The sequence below is a fragment of the Wolbachia endosymbiont of Zygogramma bicolorata genome (assembly GCF_051130665.1).
Lineage (GTDB): Bacteria > Pseudomonadota > Alphaproteobacteria > Rickettsiales > Anaplasmataceae > Wolbachia.
This window is the reverse complement of sequence record NZ_CP149530.1, coordinates 778,622-799,183: the sequence shown is the minus strand read 5'-3', so window position 1 is coordinate 799,183 and position 20,562 is coordinate 778,622. Positions and strand designations below refer to the sequence as shown.

Here is a 20,562-nt window from a genome sequence, read left to right as displayed (position 1 = left end):
TTAATCTCGCTTGTCAAGCGTTTAAAACATAAAAAACGCCAATATTTTAAAGCAGATAATAACCCCAGGGCTTCTTTTGCCTTTTTTTTCGTTTGGTAAATTTCTTAAATATTTATAGCTAACATGAACTGGGCAGTGCGTCACGCGCTGACCATTTACTGTGCAAATCACCTTCAAAAACAAACGTTCGTACACATATATTCTAGTTATATGATAAAATAAATGAAAAACATCAATTATCTAAATGAAATTCACATCTTAAAAGGATCATATACATCGATTTCCTTAGAATTACTCTTTTTCAATTTTTCACTTAATAATCTTAAAATAGGCTGTAAATCACCATTAATTGATAAGCACAGCACTTCTTTATTAAGATAATTGGCTAGGTGATTCTTCTTTTCCAGAATTTCTGCTTCTCTCAGCAAGTCGCATTTGTTTAATACTACAATCTCTTCTTTTTCAACAAGATCACCATTGTAAAGTTCCAATTCATTATGGATACAACTATAAGCCGAAACAACGTCATCATGAGTTACATCGATTAAATGAAGTAAAATTTGACACCTTTCTATGTGCTTTAAAAATTTATGTCCGAGCCCAACCCCAAGGTGAGCATCGGTGATTATTCCAGGAATATCTGCTATTACAACTTCGCTATCATCCACTTTTGTCACACCTAAGTGGGGTCTTACGGTGGTAAATGGATAATCGCCTACTTTTGTATCGGAATTTGAGCAGCGAGTCAAAAATTTTGATTTACCTGCGTTTGGCATGCCAATAATTCCAACATCTGATAAAACTTTTAGTTTTAATAATACATGTTTTTCTTCGCCAGGCTGACCGTAAGTAAAATGTCTTGGTGCCTTATTAGTAGAAGATTTAAAATTAGTATTTCCAAGTCCACCTTTTCCACCCTGTGCTACTTGAAATTCCATACCAGGCTTGTCAAGGTCTACTATTATCTCTTCACTTTCTTCATCAATTATTTGTGCACCAACTGGAACTCGAAGTATAACGTCTTTCCCTGCTGTGCCAGATCTATCCCTGCCTGCACCATTTTTCCCATTATCTGCTTTAATGTGTCTTCTATAACGAAAATGAAGCAAAGTGTTGAGATTAGCGTCGCTGATGAAAACTATGTTTCCACCCTTTCCTCCATTACCACCATTTGGACCACCAAATTCAACGAACTTTTCTCGACGAAAACTTGCACAACCGTCACCACCATCACCGGCTTTTAAGTACAATTTTACTTCGTCTATAAAACCCATGCTAACCCACGATAATATTTAGCATCCTTTCCTAATGCGCTTTCTATTCTGATTAGCTCGTTATACTTTGCGAGCCTATCAGAACGCGACAGCGACCCGGTTTTTATTTGCCCGCAATTTGATGCAACTGCTATATGAGATATTGTTGTGTCTTCTGTTTCACCTGAGCGGTGAGAAATAACAGCTTTGTAGTTGTTTGATTTTGCCATTTCAATAGCAGCAAAAGTTTCTGTTAACGTCCCTATTTGATTTGGCTTGATCAGTACAGCATTTGCCATTTTTTCTTCTATTCCTTTGCCTATTAGTTCACAATTTGTAACAAATAAATCATCCCCAACCAATTGAATTTTACTCCCCAATTTTGCAGTAAGTAATTTCCAACCTTCGTAATCGTCTTCACTCATTGCATCTTCTATAGAAATTATTGGATATCTTTCCACAAGATTACAATAATATTTAGTCAATTCTTTTGAAGTAAGCTCTTTATTTTCAAATTTGTAAATTCCATCTTCATAAAAAGTAGATGAAGCAACATCAAGGCCTAGTGCAAAATCACTTTGCGCTGAATAACCTGCTGATTCTATAGCGTATATGATCAAGTCAAGTGCTTCTTCAGTACTTTCAATATTTGGTGCAAAACCGCCTTCATCTCCTACGTTTGTGCTATAACCCTTTTTCTTAAGAATGCTACGTAAGTTGTGGAACACCTCCGCAGATATTCTGATTGCTTCACTGAAAGTCTCAGCACCGACCGGAAGAATCATGAATTCTTGGAAATCGAGCTTATTGTCTGCATGTACTCCACCATTAATTATGTTAATGAGTGGAACCGGCATCTGCTCTCCTCCCAAATATCTATACAACGGTATTTTGAAACTGTTTGCTGCTGCTTTTGCAACCGCAAGAGACACACCCAAAGTTGCATTTGCTCCAAGTTTAGATTTATTTTTTGTTCCATCTAGTTCAATTAATGCTTTATCAATTGCACTTTGGTTTGTTGCATCCATGCCAATGATTTCATTTGCTATCACTCCATTTACAGCTTGAACAGCTTTCAGCACTCCTTTACCACAATACCTTTTCTCATCTTGGTCTCTGAGTTCCAAGGCTTCTAATTTACCAGTTGAAGCTCCAGAAGGTACAGAGGCCCTACCTATTGCTCCATCACAGAGTTCAATTTCCACCTCAACAGTGGGGTAACCCCTGCTATCTAAAATTTCTCTTGCAAATACGTTGTTGATTATCTTATTCATCGCATTAAACCTTAACTTCCGCAATAAGTGCTGCAGTTTCCTTTGCCAATTTAGCTATATTACTACCAGCACCAATAAATAATCCTATATCACCTGGACTTGTCGAATCACTAATAAAATGTGAAATGAGTAGAGCATCATTCATAATCTTTACATCATTAAACCCATTACTGATTAAAGCTTTTTGTATATCATCAATCCCACAACCAGGAATAGGCTTGTCTTCTGGGGGATGAATAGGAGTAAGGATTACATAGTCAAACATCATAAAGATCCTTATGAATTCACCAAAAAAATTACGAACGCGAGCAAAACGAAGTGGTTCGATAATTCCTATTACTTTTCCTTTAGTAATCGAACGTGCAGCCGTTAAAGTTGCATATATTTCATTTGGATGATGGGCATAATCCTCAATTAACTTAACACCTTTAATATTGGCAATCAAAGAGAATCTTCTTGCTACTCCTTGAAATTCCAAAAGGCCTTTTTTAATCTCTGCATTGCTAATCCCGAGCTTTATCGCAACTGATATTGCAGCCAAGGCGTTACTCATTTTGTGAATACCTATTGCGTTTGCTAGTACTACGTTTTTTAAAGGGCTGGATCCCAGTGTCACGCACTGGGATGACAGAGGGTGATGGGATGACACCTGCTTTTTTGTCATGCAAGTAGCTGATGCTGGAATCCAGTTGTTCAACACGTCAAATTCTATGCTGTTAGCATGCTGTTTAATGTTGCTGGCTCTTATGCTACCATTCTCAAACCCAAACGTTATAGAATTACTCGCATCATAATCGATGTCTACAGAATCAGGTAAAACTGCAGAACCTGCATTATTCACGAATTGGGAAAATGCATTTTTGATATTATCAAATGTGCCGTAATAATCTATGTGGTCATTGTTGATACTTGTTATGACAGCAATCTTTGCAGGAATTTTTAGCATGGTTCCATCAGACTCATCAGCTTCGATTAAAAAAATGTCACTCTTTCCAAGTCTTGAATTACTCTGATACGAATTTAGTATTCCTCCTACAATTACAGTTGCATCAATATTAGAATGATCAAAAATAGAAGCAATCATAGCCATTGTTGTCGTCTTTCCACTTGAACCTGAAACTGCTATCACATATTTATCTTTCATAATTTCAGTAAGTATGTCTGATCTATGCAAAATGGTTTTATTGTTATTTCTCGCTGTTACTAACTCCACATTATCAGATTCTATCGCAGAAGAATGTACAACTATTTGAGCTTGGCTCATATTATTAGCATTGTGACCAATAAAAACCTCTATGCCCAGCCTTTGTAATCTATCTACATTGTTGTTTGATTGTGCATCACTGCCTTGAACTTTGTAATTGGAATTGTGAAGAATTTCAGCAATGGCACTCATTCCGATTCCACCTATACCAATTATATGTATTATTCTTTTTTGAGTTTTGTTAATATTTAGCAGTAGATGTTTACTCATTACTAAATTTATTATAGTATAATTTAAAATCCTCATAGTATCGAACCCTCTTACCGAATACAATGATAAAAAACCTAGCCTTCCTATGTCTAATATTTGTTTTGATAAGTAGTTGCAGTTTTAGCAACAGGTTTAATTGCACTGCAGGTCATTATAAAATTGGCTGCAGCTACACAATAAATGGTATAATTTATTATCCAAAAAACTGTAAACACTATGAAGAGATAGGGATAGCGTCGTGGTATGGAATAGAAGATCATGGCACGCTTACAGCAAATGGTGAAGTGTTTAACCGTCACTTGATCTCTGCAGCGCATAAGACTTTGCCCCTACCCTGCTTTGCTCTTGTCACTAATTTAGAAAATGGAAGAAAGCTTGTTGTAAGGATTAACGATAGAGGGCCTTTTATTGAAGGCAGAATAATAGACTTATCAGAAAAAGCAGCTCAAGTCTTAGGATTTCATAAAGTAGGGCTTGCAAAGGTAAAAGTCCAATACCTAAGAAAGATGTCAGAACAATTGATACAAAATACTCCTCATTACAGAAAGCAATATGAAAAAGAAATGCAGAAACGTCACCCGAAACAAGACAGTGCAGAAAGTAAGGGATATGTTGCATTTTTTAAAAGTGCTCAGGCTGCTAAATCAGCTGCATCAAAGCTTCGCAATCAAGGAATAAAAAATGTTAGATTGCTTTTTAAGAACGATCAATATTGCGTGAAAGTGAGTTATAGGTAGTGGTGAGTGCAGAATTCGAAAGATTTGGTTAATGTAAGAAACGCTGGCTAACTATTGTAAGTTAAAAATGTGATATAAAAAAGATATCAACAATTTATAGCTATACCGCCGCGGTATCTCTAGATCCTGCTAACAAGCAGCGGGATGACGAATTTGTCGTTTTTCAAATTGTCGGTAAATCTAAGTCAGTTTAGCTATAGCACTATAGAGACAAAGATCGAAATTTACTTATTTACGTCTCCAATTTCATCATGTATAATGAAGACAAAGATTTATATTTTGTATTTTATGTCTCCATCATTTATTGGTAGGCAAACCGAGTTGAAGCAACTGCTGGAGCTTACGGAAAAAAACACTGCATCTTTTGTAGTAGTCAAAGGAAGGCGTCGTATAGGAAAAAGTCGTTTAATTCAAGAGTTTGGTAAACATTTCGAACAACATTACTCATTTGCAGGTTTGCCACCAGAAAAGCATACTACAACATCCCACCAACTTAATGAATTTTCTAGACAAGTTGCTAGACAATTTAATACATCTTTTGCTAGATATGACGACTGGAGTGACTTACTATGGGCAGTTGGTGAACGTTTACTATCTGGCAAAATATTATTGCTCCTTGATGAAATTTCTTGGATGGGCTCAAAAGATCCAACTTTTTTAGGCAAAATAAAGAATTTTTGGGATACACAGCTAAAAAATAATAACAAGCTAATTTTTGTTGTCTGTGGATCTGCATCATCTTGGATCGAGAAAAATATACTTAGTAGTACTGGTTTTGTAGGAAGAATATCGTTGACTTTAACACTCGGGGAGTTATCACTTTCTGATTGCAATGAATTTTGGCCAAAAAATATTTCAGCATACGAAAAGTTTAAGGTGCTTGCAGTAACCGGTGGAATTCCAAAATATTTAGAAGAGGTAAATTTTAGACACAGTGCTGAAAGAAATATTAAAACGCTTTGTTTTACAAAAGGTGGATTTTTAGTTGAGGAGTTTGACCAAATATTTTCAGATCTATTCATGCGAAAAACAGCTTTTTATAAGCAAGTAGTGAGAGCTCTTTCTACTGGAGCTAAAGAACAGGAAGAAATTTGTACTGCTTTAAACATTGCAAGACACGGACGCATTTCTGAGTATCTATATGAGCTCGAGCTTGCCGGTTTTATTGCAAAGGATCACACTTGGGATATAAAAACGGGTACTGATTCACGACTCAGGAAGTACAGACTTCAAGATAATTATTTAAGGTTTTATCTAAAATATATTGAAAAAAATCTAGGAAAAATTAATCGCGACACCTACTCTATAGGGTTACTTACATCTCTACCAGAGTGGCATACAATTATTGGACTTCAGTTTGAAAATTTGGTGCTTAACAATAGAAAGAGCATACATAATATCTTGAGAATTGATGGAATAGTAAGCGAAAATCCATTTTTTCAGAGGAAGACAGGTGCTGGTTGTCAAATTGATTACATGATTCAAACAAGGTTTAACACACTCTACATTTGCGAAATCAAATTCTCAAAAAATAAAATCGGTCATTCAATAATACAAGAAGTACAAAAGAAAATAGATACACTAAAGCGTCCAAAAGGCTTTTCATGTCGTCCAGTCCTTATTCACGTTAACGGTGTGAGTGATGACGTTATAGATAGTGATTACTTTTCAAACATAATTGATTTTGGAGAATTATTGAATTGTAAGTAATTCTTGCTCTACTTTTTCAACTTTGTGTTGTTTAACATGGAACAAGATTCCAGATGACATCTTTCATGAACTCTTATTATAACAATGTTCGTACAGATGTGTGCCACGCGCTGGAATGACATGGTGAGGTGTCATCCTGCTGCTCCTTTCTTGTCATCCCGCACGGAATAATTAACCGTCATACCGCCGCGGTATCTCACATAGATCCCGCTAACAAGCAGCGGGATGACACCTCTCTTGGGCTCTTTTAGCTACAAACATTAAGAAATTTACTAAACGAAAAAAAAGGCAAAAGAAGCCCCGTGGTGCGAGTTTTGACTCTATATTACTGTAAGTGGCGCTGTAATAATGTGCTAACGCTTAAAATAAGCGCGGTTTGGCTGAATGTAGAAAAAATAAAAAAGACATGCAGCCGCTATAATTTTATGTAATCCGCCAAAAAATACCCTGAGTTTTTTACTGAATTTTGTCATTGAGCCTGCAGGTCAAAAACAAGTTTTGAGTCATAAATACCCTTATTGTCATAATAAGGGGCTGGCGGAGTTTGTCAAGTAAGTTTTTTCGTTTCTACCAGCTACTTGGATGACACCACATAAATTAATAAATAGGAAAATTACTACAAATCTTTTCAACTTTAGTTTTTACTGCTTTTTCGACACTTGAGCTATTTCCGCTGATTAATCCCTGAACCACTTCATTTACTAGGCTGGCTATCTCTTTAAAATTTTCTGCCTCAAGTCCGCGTGTTGTCTCAGCAGCGGTGCCAAAACGGAGCCCTGAAGTGATGGTTGGCTTTTCTGTATCAAATGGTACAGAGTTTTTATTGCAGGTAATGCCAGCCCTCTCAAGGCTATCTACAACGTCTTTTCCAGTTAATTTCTGCGATCTTAAGTCAACTAGCACTATATGAGAGTCAGTGCCACCGGTTATAATGTCGAGTCCATGCTTTTGCAATTCTTGAGCTAGTACTTTCGCATTTTCCACGATTTTCTTGCTATAAGTCTTAAACTCTGGCGCTAATGCTTCTTTAAATGCAACAGCTTTTGCAGCTATTACATGCATAAGTGGCCCGCCCTGCAATCCTGGAAAAACTGCAGATTGAATTTTTTTGTGTAATATTTCATCATTGGTCATCACTATTCCACCACGAGGACCACGCAAAGTTTTGTGAGTCGTGGAAGTCATAACATGTGCATATTCAGCAGGAGATGGATATTCGCCCGCTGCAATAAGCCCTGCATAGTGAGCAATGTCTGCAAGCAAATAAGCACCAACTTTATCTGCAATTTCGCGAAAGCGTTTGAAGTCCATTTTTCTCGGATAAGCAGAAGCACCAGCTATGATCAATTTTGGTTTATGCTCCAGCGCCAGCTTTTCTATCTCATCCATATTGAGCAGATAAGTGTCTTTGTTAACTGTATACTGAATTGACTTAAACCATTTACCAGAAAGGCTTGGTGCCGCACCATGAGTTAGATGTCCACCGCAACTCAGTGATAATCCAAGTATTGTATCGCCTGGAGTAAGCAGTGAAGCAAATACCGCCTGATTTGCCTGAGAACCAGAATGAGGTTGAACGTTTGCAAATTTAACACCGAACAGCTTACAAAGTCTTTCTATAGCTAGACTTTCAACTTTGTCCACATGCTCACAACCACAGTAATACCTTTTGCCTGGATAGCCTTCTGCATATTTATTAGTCAGAAAAGAGCCTTGTGCTTCCATTACTGCTTTACTTGCAAAATTCTCTGATGCAATTAATTGCAATTGTGACTTTTGACGTTGTAACTCTTTTTCTATAAACTGATAAACCTCGTTATCAAAAGACTTTAAACTATTTTTAGAGCCACAGATTTTTTTTAAAACACTCATCATAGATCAAACCTCGCTTTAATTTTAAGATGCACAAGCAATTTTAAGACTACTTATCCTGCTTTTTTAACCATAAGAGCCCAAAAACAGCTATTAGCAAACATACAGGAATAATAGATGTTGCTTTTATCAGCAATTCAGCACTATACACAGGATTTCCTTGTATTACTGTTCTATCCCAACACAAATTTATTATTTTTGCGATTCCAGTGTGAAAAAAATAGCCAAAACCCATGACTATCATGTTTGACACAGCTGTAGCTAAGCCTATTAAGTTATTATTTACATAACTTAGTGCTTTATAAATTGTAACTATTTGATATCCAGATGCAAAGCCGATAATAAAAAGCGTAGGTAATACAACATACAAGCCACCAATCTGAGTAAAAAGTAATAGAAAACCGGCGATCATTGCAAATGAGCATGAAATTATTACTTCATAATGCTTATTTTTATACTTTTCCAATAAATAAGCCAAAGAGAATGATCCTGTTAACATTCCTATCAATATTACGGAAGAGAGAGAAGATGCCAAGCCTTCATTCATTTCATATACTTCAAAAAAGAATGCTTTCGCCCAACCATCAGCAAAACCTTGCATTGGACCGACCATGAGTCCACCAAAAAAGCTAATTAGAATAATATGCTTGTTGAAAAGTATGTTTTTCAAGTCTCTAATGCTAACTTTTTCCTGTTGAGCATTGCTTTCAGGCGTTACTAAGAACAGTAACAGAGCAAGTAAACACCCAAATGCTGAGAAGGTATAGATAACATAATTCCAGCCAAATTTATTGAGTAAGAAGTCTAACGGTAATCCGCCACATATTCCCCCCAAAGTTCCTATAATTGTGGATAAACTAGCCATTCTTGCTGATTTTTCTTGCGCAAAATACATGCTTGCAACTTTAAAAAGCCCAATTGCTGAAGCGGATGACCCAATTCCAACGACTATTCTGCCAAGTATTGAATAATACCACTCATCAAAACATATAAGCGGTAATGTTCCGGTAAATGTTAAAACAATACAAGCAGGCAAAACAAATTTTGGCCCAAATCTATCAAGGAAAAGACCAACAGGTATATGAGCTAGCGTATAGCCTACATAGTATAACCCACCAAACTGGCCAACATCTGTAATACTTATGTTAAATTTTGTTATCAATCCAGGCGCAATTATGTTTGGAATTATGCGTAATATATATTGGTACGCATAAAACAGTGACGCCAACAACCAGATTAAAAAATTCCTCTGCAGTACTTTACCCCAAAGCTAGTATTATAGATACTCTGTTTATAGAAAACAATATTTTTATGAATACTTATTTTAATTTACCGGAATTTTATACAGTTGAACTCATAGCCAACATAAGTAGTTTATGCATTAACTAAATTTTCCAGGTTCAAGTTTGGATGATGGAAAAAGTTCACTTTTTCTATTTTTAAAAGAGACCTTTTATTTTACTTATAATTTTTTCTACCATATCTACAACTGGCTCATGAATAAGGTATATGAAAAAAATTACACCACAAATGACAAGTATATTTATGATTTTGCCCTTATTCATCTTTATCTTGAGCTTCACTTTTGTTACAAGATCCATTTTATTTATGTTTTTATTTCATGCTAACAATTATATATTAAATACTATAATTTTCAGTAAAATTTGACTTTAGAAGTACCCTATTAACTCAATATTAACCTTTCTACATGTAAAATAGTTAATATAACATTGAGGTAGGTTGATGAACATAAGCACAATAGATAATACATTGCAAAATTACATAACAAAATACATTGAACAAACATTCGCTACACATGTGTCAGGCAATAGATATGACAAATTGTATAGGGAACTTCTAAGTGGCATAGAAGAGATAATAAAACTCACTATAAACGAAGCAAAACATTATGACAAAAGTTTGGAAAATCTATATAACGATTCAAGATTTAATAAGAAATTTATTCAAGCTGTTGCTAAACATCAGGTGTCGGAATTTTTAAATACTCACCCGAAAAGAAAAGAAATTGTTGCAGAATTTTACAATGAACATCACATTAACGAAAGTGATTTAAAGACTCTGGAGAAAGGGAAAGATTTAGTAAATAAAATAAATAACATTAACTTACTGCAACGAAATGAAAAAAATGAGGAATTCAATATTAGAAAGACACTTGCTCACTCAATAAAAATGCCTTCCATAGAAAAATACAAGTTAGAATATTCAAGATAACCTTAGTGAATATTTTTGACGCGGTGAAATGGGTAATTTATGGATAGTCTATTTCATTTTAACTCCTGGCACGCTTTAGTAATACTATCACATCCAATTTCTAATTGTTCCTGAGAGGTTGCATAAGAAATTCTGATAAAATTTTCTAGACCAAACGCAATTCCTGGAACCACAGCAACTAAATGATCCTCTAGCAGGTATTCAGTGAAATCAAGATCATTATTTATTACTTTACCACTTTTTGTACTCTTACTGAGCAATCCTTCACACGAGACAAATAAATAAAATGCGCCTTGCGGAATGGATGCTGATAATCCCGGAGCAGAATTTAGCTTTTTCACCATAAAATCTCTACGACTCTTAAAAATCCTTGTTCTTTCTTTCAAAAAACTATGGTCACCGTTTAATGCTGCTGCTGCTGCTGCTTGTGCTATCGAATTTGGGTTAGAAGTGCTCTGAGACTGCAGCGTAGAGATAGCTTTTACTACATCACTTCTACCTGCAATATACCCTATTCTCCAGCCTGTCATTGCATAGGCTTTTGACACTCCATTGACTACAAAAACTCTGTTGTAAAGCTTTGGCTCAACCTGAGTGATAGTAAAAAACTTTTCGTCGTATATTATATGCTCATAAATATCATCTGTAACGACATTCACATGTGGATATTCAAGCAATATTTGTGCTATGTCTTTCAATTCATCATATGTGTACACAACTCCTGCAGGATTGTTCGGTGAGTTAAGAATTAACCATTTAGTTTTTTTAGTTATCCTGCTTTTCAATAATTCCGCTGTCAGTTTAAAATTTTGTTTGCATTCCACTACAACTGGTAAGCCCCCAAAAAGATTTACCATATCAACATATGAAACCCAATAAGGAGCTGGAATAATAACTTCATCTCCAGAGTTAATTGTTGCCATAAACAAATTGAATAACACCTGCTTAGCGCCAGTACCAACACAGATTTGGTTAAACGTGTACTCGAGGTTATTATCCCTTCTTAACTTATTAATTATTGCTTCTTTCAGCTCACGCGTTCCATCAACAGCAGTATACTTAGTTTTACCTTCACTTATTGCTTGAATAGCTGCTTTTTTTATATGATCTGGAGTATCAAAATCCGGTTCTCCTGCAGCTAAAACACAGATCTTTTTTCCTTCATTTTTTAACTTATTTGCCTTATCAGTTACAGCAATCGTAGGTGATGGTTTTATTAGGGACATTCTTTTTGCAAGGTCTGACATATCTTACTGAAGCTAAATTCAAATGATAAACCCTGTACAGCAAAAAAGCTAGGAATTTTGTGTATTGTATTAGTAGCTTTTTACCAAATTCACCAACGCAGTGATATTTTCAACTGGAGTATCAGGGAGTACTCCATGTCCGAGATTAAATATGAAGGGTGAATCTCTAAAGCAATCTATTATACGTTTTGCTTCTTTTATTGCTTCCGTTTTATTATAGGCTAAAAGATTAGGATCAAGATTTCCTTGTAGAGGGATTTTTAGATTCGCTTTCGCCCATTCTATTGGGACATTATAATCTATACTTACTGCAGATACACCTGTTTGTTCGCAGTAATCCTTATAAAGATTTCCAGCAGACCTTGGAAATCCTATTATTGGAAAATCAGAAAATCTATCCTTTATTGCCAAGGTAATTCTCTTTGTTGGTTCGATAACATATTCTTTAAACAATGGTTCCGATAATGCACCAGCATTACTGTCAAATAGCTGAATAACATCTGCTCCAAATTCTATCTGTTTAATTAGATAAATAATCGTTGCTTCCGTTATTCGTTCAATTATTTCCTTCAAATACGAAGGGTAAAAATTTAATACTTTGGAAAAAGTTTTGCTGCTTCCACCTTCTATGACATATGAAGCTACTGTCCATGGGCCACCAGCAAATCCTATAAGAGGCTTTTTTTTTGATAGCTGACTTCTGACTTTCTTTATAGCGTTTAGAATTGGTAAAATTTTAGCTTCAATGTCTTGTGGACTTTTCAATTCTTTAGGATTCTTTATAGGTTTTATTCTCGGGCCCACATTGCGCAGGAAATTCACGTCACAACCCAAAACATCAGCTATTATTAAAATGTCTGAAAAAATTATCGCCGCATCCACGTCAAATCTTGTCACTGGCTGTAACGTCAATTCTGTCACTAAATCTGTGTTGTAGCATATTTCCATAAAATTATTCATATTTTCCACTGCTTTGCGGTACTCAGGAAGAGACCTGCCAGCCTGACGCATTAGCCAAATAGGCACTCTTTCACCTGGCTCATTTTGTTTGATAACTTCTACTATTGTTGTTTTGCTGCTTTCCAATCTATTTTATCTATTCTTCTGTATACTAAGTATAGTAGTAATAATAGTTCTATCAACAACTTGTTACTAACTTAAAATTCAGTAAAAATTGGCGTTGTTTAATTTGTGGATAAATATGTTAACAACTTCTATATGCTATTGATTTTCTGTTATGATTTATGTGTATAAGTAAGATGTTCAGAGTGTTAGTAATTTTCTTTTATGGAAAACATTTTACCATCATGCATTGTTACATAACTATGTATATGTCGTTGAAAAAATTGTTGATCAATTGTTGGTATTTTATATCAACAAATAATTCACAAATTAATTTGACATTATTCACATGCTTATTAAACATTTAATAACAGTTTTCTTGATAAATCTGGTCTGAAAACGTTTTTGCCATTACAGGGAATAAATTGAGTAAAAAAGGAACCTTAGTAGAAAAAATAGCATATAGAATTTTTCTCTTCCTTTTCAAAAAAGCTTCTGTGTTGAAAAAGTGTGCGACTGAAGCATTAATGAAAGATCTGCCAGACCTTAATATATTTAATGGTCTATTAAAATTCCGCGATTGTGGTATAATGGATATAATGACTCCACGTACAGAGATATGCGCAGTAGACATTGAGTCAAGCGAGCGTGAAATAATAAAGAAGATAAAAAACACTTGCCACACTAAAATACCAATTTATAGAAATAACTTTGATAACGTAATAGGCTTTTTTTATGTAAAAGATGTTATTTTTAATAGGGATAAAAATTTTAATCTGAGAAATATTATACAAAGCGTAATATTTGTTCCGCCCTCGATGAAGACAACTAATCTTTTTGTTAGGATGAAATCTTCTAAATCATACTTAGCTATTGTATTGGATGAATATGGTGGAACTGATGGTTTAATTTCAATGACCGATCTTATAGAGGAGCTAATACCAAACATTGATAGTGAGAACGAAATAAATTCAGAATATACCATTACTGAATTGTCTCAAAATAAGTTTGAAGTGTCAGCAAGGGTTCTTATAAAGGATATAGAAGAGGATCTAAAAATAGAATTACGTGACCCTGAAGAAGACTATGTTACACTTGGTGGTTTGATTCTTTCGATTGCTGGTAAAGTGCCTTCTGTAGATGAAGTCATTAAATATAAAAATGGTATGAAGTTTATCATCAAAGATGCAAATGAGCGCTACATTAATAAAATAGTACTAGACTTAAGTGATTACAAAAATTAGATTTGGTACCCCTTGTCGGGGAATGTCTTGCCTTGAAACGAAGAAAAAGTTGTAATAACCAAATATGCAACTCAAGGTATAGTTAAACCTATCTCCAGCAAATTATTTTCGCAAGTACAATGCATTTCAGTTTTATAGTACTCTAATAATAAAGAGGTCATATAGATATTAATATCTTTTGTATTTAAATTAGTGTCATTTTTTTTGATTAATTTGTCTACTAATGATTTGCTTATTGGTTTGTGTTCATTTAGAATTTTTATAGTTAATAGCATTTTATCTTCTGTTTGACTCAGTAAAACAGACACTAGTTCAACTTCCGCCACTGCGCTGGCTATAGTTAGCACCATATTAGAAATTATCTTATTTATCTTTTCAATTAAATCTTCCTTATTTTTTGCAGAGTATGCGTCTATTTTCCACGTAAGCTTTACTTTTTTTTTAATAAATAATTTTCGATATTAGATTTGGTCTGATCAAAGCTGTAATTATCTGCTGAAGAAGAATATGCCTGCTTCATAACTTTATGTTTATATATTAAATCATCGGAGCTTTCTTTAAGAAACGACAACGCTTCCTTCTGCGCATCAGCATCGTTCTTATCTATTACTTCAAGCTCTTCTAAGCCAAACATTATTCCATTCATAGAGTTAGCAAAGTCATGAAGCAGCCGTCCTGATAGCAGCTCCGTTATTAACAGTATGTTTTTGATGTTTTTGTTCATTGGATAATTATAAATGATTTAAGTTACCCTATATTGGTAAACATATAATAGTCAATTAAGAGAAAGTTTCGTTGCACTTTTTATATCAAGGCATTAATATAGTATTAACAATTTTAAAATTTATAGAAGGATTATGAATACTTATATCAGATCAGGAATAGATCTTGAACTATATAATAAGTTAATAAAAGAAGTCAATCCTATTGCTCAAGAAACTACTAGAGAAGAAGTAATCAGCGAAATAGGTTCATTTTCTGCGTTGTTTGATTTTGCTGCACTAAGTAAGAAATATGACCATCCAGTACTTGTTTCCTCAACTGATGGAGTAGGTACGAAACTATTGATAGCTCAAGAAGTGAATAGGCATGATACTATAGGTATAGATTTAGTTGCAATGTGTGTAAATGACTTACTTGCACAAGGAGCAACACCTTTATTTTTCCTTGATTACTTTGCAACAGGCGTTTTGAGCAAGGACGTTTTATTATCTGTGGTCCAAGGCATTGCAAAGGGGTGCAAGCAAGCTAAAATAGCATTGGTTGGTGGGGAAACTGCAGAAATGCCTGGAATGTATGATAATAATCACTATGACCTTGCAGGGTTTGTGGTTGGTGTAGTTGATCGAAAGCAAATTCTTCCAAACTGTAGCATGATGAAAGTAGGTGATTATATAGTTGGCTTAGAGTCAAGTGGAATTCACTCAAATGGGTTTTCTTTGGTGCGCCATATTTTCAAAGGCTTAGGTATAAATTATAACGACTCATCTCCATGGAATAATCAGCTTTGGAAAGAAGTGTTGCTCGAACCAACAAAAATATATGTTGATTCTTTGTTGCCTATTATGCCAAAGGTAAAAGGCATTGCACATATAACAGGTGGTGGCTTGATAGATAATATTCCGCGGATTCTTCCAAAAAACTTATTTGCAAACATAGACATTAATTCCTGGAAATGGCCAGATATATTTTTATGGCTAACAAAGGAGGGTAAAATAGAGAAGAAAGAAATGCTAAAAACATTTAATTGTGGTATTGGCATGGTATTGATCGTAAGTCCTGAGAATATGCAAAACGTGAAAAATCATTTCCAAAAACGTGGAGAAAAAATTGAAATTATTGGAAAACTTGATGAGGCATGTAACCCTCCACTTGATAGAGTAGTATTTAGTTAGTCTAACTTTACTGACAGTCTTTTTGCAACTTCTAGGTACGCTTCCTTTAAATCTCCTAAATTCAAACGAAAGACGTCTTTATCTAGCTTTTTATAAGTATTTTTATCCCATAACCTGCAGTTATCAGGGCTGATTTCATCGGCTAAAATGATTTTAGTACTGTCATTTATTAATCTGCCAAATTCTAACTTGAGATCAACTAAATATATACTTGCATTTGAAAATAGGTGGACTAAGATTTCGTTGATTTTTAAAGTTGTAGTTTTAACTTCATCCATTTCTTTGCTAGATAGCCAATCAAAATACAGTATGTGATTTTCATTCACCATTGGGTCGGCTAGGTCATCATTTTTGTAAAAAAACTCGATTATAGGAGATGTAAGTGCCTCACCTTCTTTGATATTAAAACGTTTGCAAAAGCTGCCAGCTGCAACATTTCTAACTACCACCTCAAGAGGTATTATCTTGAGCTTTTTGACTAGCTGTTCTCTTTCGTTTAGAGTTTTTATAAAGTGCGTGCTAGTTCCTGCTTCTTCAAGCTTTTCCATGATAAAAGCACTAACATGATTATTAATTATTCCTTTGCCCTCAATAATTTCATATTTTTTCTTATTGAATGCTGTAACATCATCTTTAAAGTGCTGTATAACAGTTGATGAGTCTTCAGTTTCAATAATGGCTTTCGCTTTACCTTCGTATATTGTTTTATTCAGTGACATGCTTAATTTAACTATATATTATATCAATTTACTGTTCTTAGAGTATAGCTCCAAATAACTTAAAATAAACCTTAATGGCATTCAATGTTACAATATTAACCATATTTCCAGAAATGTTCCCCGGGTTTTTGAACTATTCTCTTGCCGGAAAAGCGTTAGAAAAAAAAATATGGAACCTTGAAGTAATAAATATTCGTTCTTTTGCGAAAGATAAACATTCAGCTGTGGATGATGTTCCATATGGAGGTGGAGCAGGAATGGTTATGCGTTCTGATGTAGTTGGTGATGCAGTAGATAGTATGCTCTCTGTTCATAAAAACACTAAGTTTATTTACATGACTCCATCTGGAACTAAGTTTAATCAGAATATTGCCAGAGAATTATTAGAGTTTCCTCATATAACAATATTGTGTGGTCGATTTGAAGGTATTGACCAAAGGATAATTGATGCGTATACTCCTTATGAATTAAGTATCGGAGATTATATACTTTCAGGAGGTGAGCCAGCTGCGATGGTGGTTCTCGATGCATGCATTAGACTTCTTCCAGGTGTAGTAAATAATTCCGATAGTATTATTGAAGAAAGTTTTAGTTATGATGGTGGTATGCTTGAATATCCTCAATATACTAGACCTGAGCAGTGGAAGGGATATAAAGTACCTGAGGTTTTGTTATCTGGCAATCACAAAAAAATAAGTTATTGGAGGCAGAAGCAGTCTCATGTTATAACAAAAAAGCGTAGGCCTGAATTATTGAATGGAGAGATAAATGACAAATTTACTTAAAAAATTTAACGAACAGCAAATGCAAGTGTTAGCTAAAGAAATACCAGAATTTCGTCCTGGTGATGATTTGAAGGTCACTTTTAAAGTAGTTGACGGTGCAAGTGAACGTATACAGATATTTGGAGGTGTATGTATATCAAAAAGGAACCGCGGGTTACATTCTTCTTTTGCAGTCAGAAAAGTGAGCCATGGAGAAAGTATAGTGTCTCAATTTTTTGTTTATTCTCCTGCACTGGTTTCAGTGCAAGTGACAAGAAAAGGAAAGGTTCGTAGAGCAAAACTGTATTATCTATGCAAACTATTTGGAAAAGCTGCAAGGATCAAAGAGCGTACTACTTATGTTAAAAAGAAATCTAAGTAGATACAATAGGGAGTGATGTCAATTGTGTCATCCCAGCACTTCCCCAGTGTCATCCAAGTAGCTGATACTGGGATCTACCTTATTCTATATCATGGATGTTGTTTTTAGCATGGAGTCTGTTACCAATTGCCTGATTTGTAAATATTTTTATAACTGGATTCCAGTGTCAAGCACTGGAATGACATCAACGTTTATTAAACTGGACGTTTGTACAGATGTGGGCTTGACGATAGGATCCAGGAAAAATAAATGAGTATAAAGAAAAAATTCCTTAAATTACTTCAGTCAAGGCGTGTACATGCTCGTATAAAAAGGAAAAATAAAAAGAACAGAGCGTTACGCTTTTGCTCTTTCATGGCACTAGTTATCTCACTTGGCTGTCCTGTGTGTATATTGTTGAGTATATTAGTTAACTCTTACAGTGCCTTAACAGTAACGAAAATTTTATTGCCAATTGAAATAAGTGCTGATCTTACTTTAACAAATAATCCTAGTGATTTGCGGTATAAGTCCATTGGCTTACTCAACGATTCTTTACGTAAGGTGTTTAAAGGAACTGATTTTAAAGACAGTGACGAAATTTTAAGTCGTAATTCTTACAAAGAACTAGAGAAATTTTTTCGTAAGAAAGTAAAAGATAGTGGTGAATATGAGATCTGGTTTACCGCGTCAAGTATAATTAATTCAATAAATAAAGATAAACATTTAAATGATCGTTATGCTAAATTACTTGATTGGCTAAAAGAAAAGAGGAGAGTGAAAAAATTTTTTAATAAGTCTTTATTCCTTAAATCTGACTCTCGTGAACCTGAGAATGCAGGGATTTTAGGGGCATTTATCGGTTCATTAATGACAATTATAGTGTGCCTAGCATTAGCATTACCAATAGGAATTATGTCGGGCATCTGTCTTTACGAATTTATGCCTAAAAATAGGCTAATGACTAATATTGTAGAAATTAGCATGAATAATCTTGCTGCAGTGCCTTCAATAATATTTGGTGTAGTGGGCTTAACTCTCTATCTTGGCATATTTGGGCTACCACGCTCTTCACCACTTGTTGGTGGAATGACTCTTTCATTTATGATGTTACCTAATATTATAATTGCAACAAAAAATGCCTTTGCGAATGTTCCTATTACGATAAAAGATGCAGCGTTTGCGCTCGGTGCGCCTCACATCAAGGTGATATTAGATCACTCTTTACCGATTGCGTTACCAAGAATAATACATGGTACTGTGCTTGCAATTGCAAGGATTTTAGGTGAATCTTCCCCTTTACTTATGATAGGTATGGTGGCATTTATTGCTGATACACCTACGTCCTTTTTCGATCCGGCGACTGTTCTGCCTGTACAAATATACATATGGTCAAGTAGTCCTGAAATTGCATTTATTGAACTTGCTGCTATTGCAATTATAGCTTTATTATTGGTGTTATTTGCGTTAAATTTAGTAGCAAATTTTGTAAAAAAGAAATTCGAATTTTTTAATTTTTAGCAATTCATGAAAATCACAGTCCTATCTGGTTATGGCTTAAATTGCGAAAAAGAAACCGCATTTGCATTTATGGAATGCAGCAGAAAACTTGGTATTAGTAATATTGAAGTAAAAATCGTTCACATTAATGATATCATAGATAATCCAAGTGAACTGAAATTAAGCAATATACTTGCAATTCCAGGAGGTTTTTCCTATGGTGATGACACTGGTGCTGGTAATGCGTTTGCTTTACGTATTAAAAACAACTTGTTGGATGAGTTTCAAGAGTTTTTATCTCAGGACAAGCTGATTATAGGAATATGTAATGGTTGTCAGATATTAGTAAAATTAATTCCAGAGTTCTCTAGTCTAGCTTTAATCCATAATGATATAGGCAATTATCAATGCCGTTGGATTAGAGTGGGAGTTAATCCGCAGAGTAATTCTGTTTGGCTACGGGGCCTGAGTGAACTATATCTCCCTATTGCTCATGGGGAAGGCAAATTTTTTATGGATCAAGATATTTTGAACCAATTGATTGAGAACAATTCCACCGCATTACGTTACATTGATGAAAATGGCAACTATGCTAACCTACAAGTTCCTTACAATCCGAACGGATCTACATACGATCTGGCAGCTTTATCAGATAAAAGTGGGAGAGTATTGGCTTTAATGCCCCATCCAGAAAGGGGAATATTTTTTACTCAGCAAGATAATTGGCCTCTTGAAAAAGAAAAATGTAAACGTTTAGGAAGTGCTATACCAAAATATGGCGATGGAATGCTTATATTTGAAAATGCACTAAAGTATTTTTGTTAAAATTTATTGATAGGGATTTATGGTCGAAATTATCCCCTGATATTGCAAAAAATTACTTTACAAGTTTCGCCAGTCCCCTTATTATGATAATAAGGGTATTTATGACTCAAAACTTGTTTTTGACCTGCAGGCTCAATGACAAAATTCAGTAAAAAACTCAGGGTATTTATTGGCGGATTACATAAAATTATAGCGGCTGCATGTCTTTTTTATTTTTTCTACATTCAGCCAAATCGCGCTTATTTTAAGCGTTAGCACATTATTACAGCGCCACTTACAGTAATATAGAGTCAAAACTCGCACCACGGGAGTTCTTTGCCTTTTTTTTATTTGGTAAATTTCTTAATGTTTGTAGCTAAAGCAACTTAAGAGACCGAAAATGGTGTCATTCCA

19 protein-coding genes are annotated in these 20,562 nt (G+C 34.7%); 9 read left to right on the top strand and 10 right to left on the bottom strand.

Annotated features, from left to right (window positions below; genetic code table 11):
- Positions 1-251 precede the first annotated feature (251 nt).
- The 3 genes from cgtA to murC are packed head-to-tail and all read right to left on the bottom strand — an operon-like array spanning position 252 to position 4,037.
- On the bottom strand, positions 252-1,274 hold the full coding sequence (gene cgtA / locus WKH12_RS03775; RefSeq protein WP_264731761.1) for an Obg family GTPase CgtA: 1,023 nt from the start codon (positions 1,272-1,274) through the stop codon (positions 252-254).
- Positions 1,262-2,527 carry a phosphopyruvate hydratase gene (gene eno / locus WKH12_RS03770; RefSeq protein ID WP_434732045.1) on the bottom strand — a complete coding sequence of 422 codons (1,266 nt, stop codon included), beginning with the start codon at positions 2,525-2,527 and terminating at the stop codon, positions 1,262-1,264. Before eno ends, cgtA begins: the two co-directional genes overlap by 13 nt.
- Positions 2,528-2,531: 4 nt before the next feature.
- The gene (gene murC / locus WKH12_RS03765; RefSeq protein ID WP_434732044.1) at positions 2,532-4,037 is read right to left on the bottom strand and encodes a UDP-N-acetylmuramate--L-alanine ligase; all 1,506 of its coding nucleotides are present in this window, start codon (positions 4,035-4,037) and stop codon (positions 2,532-2,534) included.
- Positions 4,038-4,063: 26 nt separating this feature from the next.
- Between murC and WKH12_RS03760 the strand changes: the two genes are divergently transcribed.
- Both WKH12_RS03760 and WKH12_RS03755 read left to right on the top strand, forming a co-directional pair.
- Positions 4,064-4,738 (top strand): septal ring lytic transglycosylase RlpA family protein, encoded by a 675-nt coding sequence (locus WKH12_RS03760; protein ID WP_434732043.1) that lies wholly within the window; start codon positions 4,064-4,066, stop codon positions 4,736-4,738.
- Between the two features lie 258 nt (positions 4,739-4,996).
- Positions 4,997-6,448 carry an AAA family ATPase gene (locus WKH12_RS03755; protein ID WP_434732042.1) on the top strand — a complete coding sequence of 484 codons (1,452 nt, stop codon included), beginning with the start codon at positions 4,997-4,999 and terminating at the stop codon, positions 6,446-6,448.
- A gap of 597 nt (positions 6,449-7,045) precedes the next feature.
- Here WKH12_RS03755 and glyA read toward each other — a convergent pair.
- On the bottom strand, positions 7,046-8,323 hold the full coding sequence (gene glyA / locus WKH12_RS03750; RefSeq protein ID WP_353286813.1) for a serine hydroxymethyltransferase: 1,278 nt from the start codon (positions 8,321-8,323) through the stop codon (positions 7,046-7,048).
- A gap of 46 nt (positions 8,324-8,369) precedes the next feature.
- Entirely contained in the window at positions 8,370-9,575 is a 1,206-nt protein-coding gene (locus tag WKH12_RS03745) for an MFS transporter (RefSeq protein ID WP_434732648.1), read from the bottom strand.
- Positions 9,576-10,063: 488 nt separating this feature from the next.
- Between WKH12_RS03745 and WKH12_RS03740 the strand changes: the two genes are divergently transcribed.
- Positions 10,064-10,552, top strand: a complete 489-nt coding sequence (locus WKH12_RS03740; RefSeq protein WP_434732041.1) for a hypothetical protein — start codon at positions 10,064-10,066, stop codon at positions 10,550-10,552.
- A gap of 53 nt (positions 10,553-10,605) precedes the next feature.
- Here the strand turns inward: WKH12_RS03740 and WKH12_RS03735 are convergent, their stop codons facing one another.
- A complete protein-coding gene (locus WKH12_RS03735) occupies positions 10,606-11,799 on the bottom strand; it encodes a pyridoxal phosphate-dependent aminotransferase (protein WP_264731756.1) in 1,194 nt (397 codons plus the stop codon).
- Between the two features lie 69 nt (positions 11,800-11,868).
- On the bottom strand, positions 11,869-12,885 hold the full coding sequence (gene hemE, locus WKH12_RS03730; protein ID WP_434732040.1) for a uroporphyrinogen decarboxylase: 1,017 nt from the start codon (positions 12,883-12,885) through the stop codon (positions 11,869-11,871).
- Positions 12,886-13,286: 401 nt separating this feature from the next.
- On the opposite strand from hemE, the gene WKH12_RS03725 reads away from it, so the two are divergent.
- Entirely contained in the window at positions 13,287-14,105 is an 819-nt protein-coding gene (locus WKH12_RS03725; RefSeq protein ID WP_253307227.1) for a transporter associated domain-containing protein, read from the top strand.
- A 71-nt stretch (positions 14,106-14,176) separates the two neighbouring features.
- Here WKH12_RS03725 and WKH12_RS03720 read toward each other — a convergent pair whose 3' ends face one another.
- Together WKH12_RS03720 and WKH12_RS03715 are read right to left on the bottom strand one after the other, a co-directional pair.
- Complete coding sequence (locus WKH12_RS03720; RefSeq protein ID WP_373457540.1) at positions 14,177-14,455, bottom strand: hypothetical protein; 279 nt, start codon at positions 14,453-14,455, stop codon at positions 14,177-14,179.
- Between the two features lie 80 nt (positions 14,456-14,535).
- Positions 14,536-14,829, bottom strand: coding sequence for a hypothetical protein (locus WKH12_RS03715; protein ID WP_253307226.1), 294 nt, complete (start codon positions 14,827-14,829; stop codon positions 14,536-14,538).
- Between the two features lie 133 nt (positions 14,830-14,962).
- Here WKH12_RS03715 and purM point away from each other — a divergent pair, with 133 nt between their 5' ends.
- A complete protein-coding gene (purM, locus tag WKH12_RS03710) occupies positions 14,963-16,000 on the top strand; it encodes a phosphoribosylformylglycinamidine cyclo-ligase (RefSeq protein ID WP_434732039.1) in 1,038 nt (345 codons plus the stop codon).
- On the opposite strand, the gene purC is transcribed toward purM, so the two are convergent.
- The gene (gene purC, locus WKH12_RS03705; protein WP_253307224.1) at positions 15,997-16,719 is read right to left on the bottom strand and encodes a phosphoribosylaminoimidazolesuccinocarboxamide synthase; all 723 of its coding nucleotides are present in this window, start codon (positions 16,717-16,719) and stop codon (positions 15,997-15,999) included. The two genes, purM and purC, sit on opposite strands and share 4 nt — an antisense overlap.
- 74 nt (positions 16,720-16,793) lie before the next feature.
- Here purC and trmD point away from each other — a divergent pair, with 74 nt between their 5' ends.
- The 4 genes from trmD to WKH12_RS03685 all read left to right on the top strand — a co-directional run bounded on the left by trmD (position 16,794) and on the right by WKH12_RS03685 (position 20,169).
- A complete protein-coding gene (trmD, locus tag WKH12_RS03700) occupies positions 16,794-17,504 on the top strand; it encodes a tRNA (guanosine(37)-N1)-methyltransferase TrmD (protein ID WP_434732038.1) in 711 nt (236 codons plus the stop codon).
- The gene (gene rplS, locus WKH12_RS03695; RefSeq protein ID WP_253307222.1) at positions 17,488-17,865 is read left to right on the top strand and encodes a 50S ribosomal protein L19; all 378 of its coding nucleotides are present in this window, start codon (positions 17,488-17,490) and stop codon (positions 17,863-17,865) included. The genes trmD and rplS overlap by 17 nt, the downstream gene beginning before the upstream one ends.
- A gap of 249 nt (positions 17,866-18,114) precedes the next feature.
- Complete coding sequence (locus WKH12_RS03690) at positions 18,115-19,365, top strand: PstA family ABC transporter permease (RefSeq protein WP_353275864.1); 1,251 nt, start codon at positions 18,115-18,117, stop codon at positions 19,363-19,365.
- Positions 19,366-19,371: 6 nt separating this feature from the next.
- Positions 19,372-20,169 (top strand): phosphoribosylformylglycinamidine synthase subunit PurQ, encoded by a 798-nt coding sequence (locus WKH12_RS03685; protein ID WP_434732037.1) that lies wholly within the window; start codon positions 19,372-19,374, stop codon positions 20,167-20,169.
- Positions 20,170-20,562 lie beyond the last annotated feature (393 nt).

Bases quoted from the DNA above. Each gene is read 5' to 3' on its own strand.
- glyA (WP_353286813.1), bottom strand. From the start codon at position 8,323: ATGATGAGTGTTTTAAAAAAAATCTGTGGCTCTAAAAATAGTTTAAAG.
- WKH12_RS03735 (WP_264731756.1), bottom strand. From the start codon at position 11,799: ATGTCAGACCTTGCAAAAAGAATGTCCCTAATAAAACCATCACCTACG.
- eno (WP_434732045.1), bottom strand. From the start codon at position 2,527: ATGAATAAGATAATCAACAACGTATTTGCAAGAGAAATTTTAGATAGC.
- trmD (WP_434732038.1), top strand. From the start codon at position 16,794: ATGGCATTCAATGTTACAATATTAACCATATTTCCAGAAATGTTCCCC.
- purM (WP_434732039.1), top strand. From the start codon at position 14,963: ATGAATACTTATATCAGATCAGGAATAGATCTTGAACTATATAATAAG.
- WKH12_RS03715 (WP_253307226.1), bottom strand. From the start codon at position 14,829: ATGAACAAAAACATCAAAAACATACTGTTAATAACGGAGCTGCTATCA.
- WKH12_RS03685 (WP_434732037.1), top strand. From the start codon at position 19,372: ATGAAAATCACAGTCCTATCTGGTTATGGCTTAAATTGCGAAAAAGAA.
- purC (WP_253307224.1), bottom strand. From the start codon at position 16,719: ATGTCACTGAATAAAACAATATACGAAGGTAAAGCGAAAGCCATTATT.
- cgtA (WP_264731761.1), bottom strand. From the start codon at position 1,274: ATGGGTTTTATAGACGAAGTAAAATTGTACTTAAAAGCCGGTGATGGT.
- WKH12_RS03760 (WP_434732043.1), top strand. From the start codon at position 4,064: ATGATAAAAAACCTAGCCTTCCTATGTCTAATATTTGTTTTGATAAGT.
- rplS (WP_253307222.1), top strand. From the start codon at position 17,488: ATGACAAATTTACTTAAAAAATTTAACGAACAGCAAATGCAAGTGTTA.
- WKH12_RS03740 (WP_434732041.1), top strand. From the start codon at position 10,064: ATGAACATAAGCACAATAGATAATACATTGCAAAATTACATAACAAAA.
- murC (WP_434732044.1), bottom strand. From the start codon at position 4,037: ATGAGGATTTTAAATTATACTATAATAAATTTAGTAATGAGTAAACAT.
- WKH12_RS03720 (WP_373457540.1), bottom strand. From the start codon at position 14,455: ATGGTGCTAACTATAGCCAGCGCAGTGGCGGAAGTTGAACTAGTGTCT.
- WKH12_RS03755 (WP_434732042.1), top strand. From the start codon at position 4,997: ATGAAGACAAAGATTTATATTTTGTATTTTATGTCTCCATCATTTATT.
- WKH12_RS03690 (WP_353275864.1), top strand. From the start codon at position 18,115: ATGAGTATAAAGAAAAAATTCCTTAAATTACTTCAGTCAAGGCGTGTA.